Origin of the sequence: Flavobacterium pectinovorum (assembly GCF_900142715.1) — a bacterium.
Lineage (GTDB): Bacteria > Bacteroidota > Bacteroidia > Flavobacteriales > Flavobacteriaceae > Flavobacterium > Flavobacterium pectinovorum.
The window spans coordinates 1-5279 of sequence record NZ_FRBX01000014.1 but is presented as its reverse complement, the minus strand read 5'-3'; the positions used below and the strand labels follow the sequence as shown (position 1 = coordinate 5279).

Sequence of the window (5279 nt, the reverse complement as noted above, 5' to 3'; positions counted from 1 at the left end):
TCATCGCATAATAATTAGCTTAGATTTATTTAAGCAAACAATATACGATGAAGAGTTTGATCCTGGCTCAGGATGAACGCTAGCGGCAGGCTTAACACATGCAAGTCGAGGGGTATGGTTCTTCGGAACCAGAGACCGGCGCACGGGTGCGTAACGCGTATGCAATCTACCTTTTACAGAGGGATAGCCCAGAGAAATTTGGATTAATACCTCATAGCATAGCAGCTTCGCATGAAGCCACTATTAAAGTCACAACGGTAAAAGATGAGCATGCGTCCCATTAGCTAGTTGGTAAGGTAACGGCTTACCAAGGCTACGATGGGTAGGGGTCCTGAGAGGGAGATCCCCCACACTGGTACTGAGACACGGACCAGACTCCTACGGGAGGCAGCAGTGAGGAATATTGGACAATGGGCGCAAGCCTGATCCAGCCATGCCGCGTGCAGGATGACGGTCCTATGGATTGTAAACTGCTTTTATACGAGAAGAAACACTCCTTCGTGAAGGAGCTTGACGGTATCGTAAGAATAAGGATCGGCTAACTCCGTGCCAGCAGCCGCGGTAATACGGAGGATCCAAGCGTTATCCGGAATCATTGGGTTTAAAGGGTCCGTAGGCGGTTTGGTAAGTCAGTGGTGAAAGCCCATCGCTCAACGGTGGAACGGCCATTGATACTGCCAGACTTGAATTATTAGGAAGTAACTAGAATATGTAGTGTAGCGGTGAAATGCTTAGAGATTACATGGAATACCAATTGCGAAGGCAGGTTACTACTAATTGATTGACGCTGATGGACGAAAGCGTGGGTAGCGAACAGGATTAGATACCCTGGTAGTCCACGCCGTAAACGATGGATACTAGCTGTTGGGAGCAATCTCAGTGGCTAAGCGAAAGTGATAAGTATCCCACCTGGGGAGTACGTTCGCAAGAATGAAACTCAAAGGAATTGACGGGGGCCCGCACAAGCGGTGGAGCATGTGGTTTAATTCGATGATACGCGAGGAACCTTACCAAGGCTTAAATGTAGATTGACCGGTTTGGAAACAGATCTTTCGCAAGACAATTTACAAGGTGCTGCATGGTTGTCGTCAGCTCGTGCCGTGAGGTGTCAGGTTAAGTCCTATAACGAGCGCAACCCCTGTTGTTAGTTGCCAGCGAGTCATGTCGGGAACTCTAACAAGACTGCCAGTGCAAACTGTGAGGAAGGTGGGGATGACGTCAAATCATCACGGCCCTTACGCCTTGGGCTACACACGTGCTACAATGGCCGGTACAGAGAGCAGCCACTGGGCGACCAGGAGCGAATCTATAAAACCGGTCACAGTTCGGATCGGAGTCTGCAACTCGACTCCGTGAAGCTGGAATCGCTAGTAATCGGATATCAGCCATGATCCGGTGAATACGTTCCCGGGCCTTGTACACACCGCCCGTCAAGCCATGGAAGCTGGGGGTGCCTGAAGTCGGTGACCGCAAGGAGCTGCCTAGGGTAAAACTGGTAACTAGGGCTAAGTCGTAACAAGGTAGCCGTACCGGAAGGTGCGGCTGGAACACCTCCTTTCTAGAGCCCCAATTGTTAGCAGTAATGCACGATGGGGAAAAAAGATGATAATTTAGAAGGTTCTGAATCACGAAGTTCAATTACTCTTGCTGTTAGTTCAAATAATAAATTTTAAGTAAAACAGAGTCTCGTAGCTCAGCTGGTTAGAGTACTACACTGATAATGTAGGGGTCGGCAGTTCGAGTCTGCCCGGGACTACTTTTTTAAGAATTTCAATTGGTAATTTAATTAAAAATTGAGAATTAAAAATTAAAAAAGACTGAAATACTTAGAAAAAAGGAAATTTTAGAAGTTGAAAGATTAAGAATCAAAAAGTTCATAATTTTTAATTCACGATTTTTAATTTTTAATTAAAATGGGGGATTAGCTCAGCTGGCTAGAGCGCCTGCCTTGCACGCAGGAGGTCAACGGTTCGACTCCGTTATTCTCCACTGATTGCCTATAAAGATAGGCAATAAAAGTTCATTGACATATTGAGATAAGAAAATAATAAAAAGTAGAAAGCGTTTTTTGTTATAGTAGCAATACAAATAACAAAAGACAAAAAAAACGGTCTTAATTAATTTTAAGATTGGTACAATAAGCAAAATAAGGGCGTATGGGGGATGCCTTGGCTCTCAGAGGCGATGAAAGGCGTGATAAGCTGCGAAAAGCTGCGGGGACGGGCACACACCGATTGATCCGCAGATACCTGAATGGGGCAACCCACTATGTTGAAGACATAGTACACCGATAGGTGGGCAAACCCGCTGAACTGAAACATCTAAGTAGGCGGAGGAGAAGAAAACAAAAGTGATTCCGTAAGTAGTGGCGAGCGAACGCGGATTAGCCCAAACCAGTGCTGTTACGGCAGTGCTGGGGTTGTAGGACCACGACATTTTATGCACAAGGAACCGGAAGTTGCTGGAAAGTGACGCCAAAGAGGGTGATAGCCCCGTATGGGTAACAAGTGTAATAGATAGTGGTATCCTGAGTAGGGCGGGGCACGTGAAACCCTGTCTGAATTTGGCGGGACCATCCGCTAAGGCTAAATACTCCTGAGAGACCGATAGTGAACCAGTACCGTGAGGGAAAGGTGAAAAGAACCGTGAATAACGGAGTGAAATAGATCCTGAAACCATACGCTTACAAGCGGTCGGAGCCCTTTCGTGGGGTGACGGCGTGCCTTTTGCATAATGAGCCTACGAGTTAACGTTGCTGGCAAGGTTAAGTGGTTAAGCCACGGATCCGTAGCGAAAGCGAGTCTGAATAGGGCGCTTTAGTCAGTAGTGTTAGACGCGAAACCGTGTGATCTACCCATGGGCAGGATGAAGCGCTGGTAACACAGTGTGGAGGTCCGAACCGGTTGACGTTGAAAAGTCTTCGGATGACCTGTGGGTAGGGGTGAAAGGCCAATCAAACTCGGAAATAGCTCGTACTCCCCGAAATGCATTTAGGTGCAGCGCTGAATTAAGTTATATAGAGGTAGAGCTACTGATTGGATGCGGGGGCTTCACCGCCTACCAATTCCTGACAAACTCCGAATGCTATATAATGTTTCTCAGCAGTGAGGGCTTGGGTGCTAAGGTCCAAGTCCGAGAGGGAAAGAACCCAGACCATCAGCTAAGGTCCCCAAATATACACTAAGTTGAAAGAACGAGGTTTGTCTGCCCAGACAGCTAGGATGTTGGCTTGGAAGCAGCCATTCATTTAAAGAGTGCGTAACAGCTCACTAGTCGAGCGGACGAGCATGGATAATAATCGGGCATAAGTGTATTACCGAAGCTATGGATTTAGAGTTTACTCTAAGTGGTAGGGGAGCATTCCAGCAGGGTTGAAGGTGTATCGTAAGGTATGCTGGACTGGCTGGAAAAGAAAATGTAGGCATAAGTAACGATAATGCGGGCGAGAAACCCGCACACCGAAAAACTAAGGTTTCCACAGCTATGCTAATCAGCTGTGGGTTAGTCTGGTCCTAAGGCGAACCCGAAAGGGACAGTCGATGGCCAACGGGTTAATATTCCCGTACTACTAATTACTGTGATGGGGTGACGGAGTGATGAAAGCGCCGCGAACTGACGGAATAGTTCGTTGAAGTACCTACCTATAAGATCTGCAGGCAAATCCACAGATCTTGGGGAAATACGATAGTACTCGGAGTCTTCGGACAAAGAGATAGTGCGCCTAAGGGCTTCCAAGAAAAACCTCTAAACTTCAGGTAATTAGTACCAGTACCGTAAACCGACACAGGTAGTTGAGGAGAGAATCCTAAGGTGCTCGAGAGATTCATGGCTAAGGAATTAGGCAAAATAGACCTGTAACTTCGGGAGAAAGGTCGCCAGCGCAAGCTGGCCGCAGTGAAGAGGTCCAGGCGACTGTTTATCAAAAACACAGGGCTCTGCAAAATCGTAAGATGAAGTATAGGGCCTGACACCTGCCCGGTGCTGGAAGGTTAAGAGGAGATGTTATCTTCGGAGAAGCATTGAATTGAAGCCCCAGTAAACGGCGGCCGTAACTATAACGGTCCTAAGGTAGCGAAATTCCTTGTCGGGTAAGTTCCGACCTGCACGAATGGTGTAACGATCTGGACACTGTCTCAGCCATGAGCTCGGTGAAATTGTAGTAACGGTGAAGATGCCGTTTACCCGCAGTGGGACGAAAAGACCCTGTGCACCTTTACTATAGCTTAGTATTGACCTTGGATAAATGATGTGTAGGATAGGTTGGAGACTGTGAAGTGGCGTCGCCAGGCGTTGTGGAGTCATTGTTGAAATACAACCCTTTGTTTATCTGAGGCCTAACCCCGTTTTGCGGGGGACATTGCTTGGTGGGTAGTTTGACTGGGGTGGTCGCCTCCAAAAGAGTAACGGAGGCTTCTAAAGGTTCCCTCAGTACGCTTGGTAACCGTGCGTAGAGTGCAATGGCATAAGGGAGCTTGACTGAGAGACATACAGGTCGATCAGGTACGAAAGTAGAGCATAGTGATCCGGTGGTTCCGCATGGAAGGGCCATCGCTCAAAGGATAAAAGGTACGCCGGGGATAACAGGCTGATCTCCCCCAAGAGCTCATATCGACGGGGGGGTTTGGCACCTCGATGTCGGCTCGTCACATCCTGGGGCTGGAGAAGGTCCCAAGGGTTGGGCTGTTCGCCCATTAAAGTGGCACGCGAGCTGGGTTCAGAACGTCGTGAGACAGTTCGGTCTCTATCTACTGTGGGCGTTAGAAATTTGAGTGGATCTGATTCTAGTACGAGAGGACCGAATTGGACAAACCTCTAGTGTATCTGTTGTCCCGCCAGGGGCACCGCAGAGTAGCTACGTTTGGAAGGGATAAGCGCTGAAAGCATATAAGCGCGAAACCCACCACAAGATGAGATTTCTTTTAAGGATCGTGGAAGATGACCACGTTGATAGGCTATAGATGTAAAGGCAGTAATGTCATAGTCGAGTAGTACTAATAATCCGTAAGCTTATGTACACCCTTTTCTCCCGACTACGGTCGGGAGAAGAAACTTTCTAAAAAACACTTTTTTCTTTATCTCAGTATGTTAAGATATTACTTCAATTAAAAATTTTGAATTAAAAATTAAAAATTGAAGAACAAATTGCCCAAAGCAATTATAACTTCTTAAGGTGGTTATTGCGGCGGGGCTCACCTCTTCCCATCCCGAACAGAGTAGTTAAGCCCGCCTGCGCAGATGGTACTGCAGTTATGTGGGAGAGTATGTCGTCGCCTTTCTTT

At 47.4% G+C, this 5279-nt stretch carries 2 tRNA genes and 3 rRNA genes; all 5 read left to right on the top strand.

Annotation, left to right across the window (positions count from 1 at the left end):
- Positions 1 to 44 precede the first annotated feature (44 nt).
- A 16S ribosomal RNA gene (locus BUE22_RS23485) occupies positions 45 to 1558 on the top strand.
- 124 nt (positions 1559 to 1682) lie between these two features.
- A tRNA-Ile gene (locus BUE22_RS23480) sits at positions 1683 to 1756 on the top strand.
- A gap of 159 nt (positions 1757 to 1915) precedes the next feature.
- Positions 1916 to 1989: transfer RNA gene (locus tag BUE22_RS23475), tRNA-Ala, on the top strand.
- 146 nt (positions 1990 to 2135) lie between these two features.
- Positions 2136 to 5015 (top strand): 23S ribosomal RNA (locus tag BUE22_RS23470).
- Positions 5016 to 5166: 151 nt separating this feature from the next.
- Positions 5167 to 5276, top strand: a 5S ribosomal RNA gene (rrf, locus tag BUE22_RS23465).
- The 16S, 23S and 5S rRNA genes sit together here with 2 tRNA genes alongside, the layout of an rRNA operon.
- Positions 5277 to 5279 lie beyond the last annotated feature (3 nt).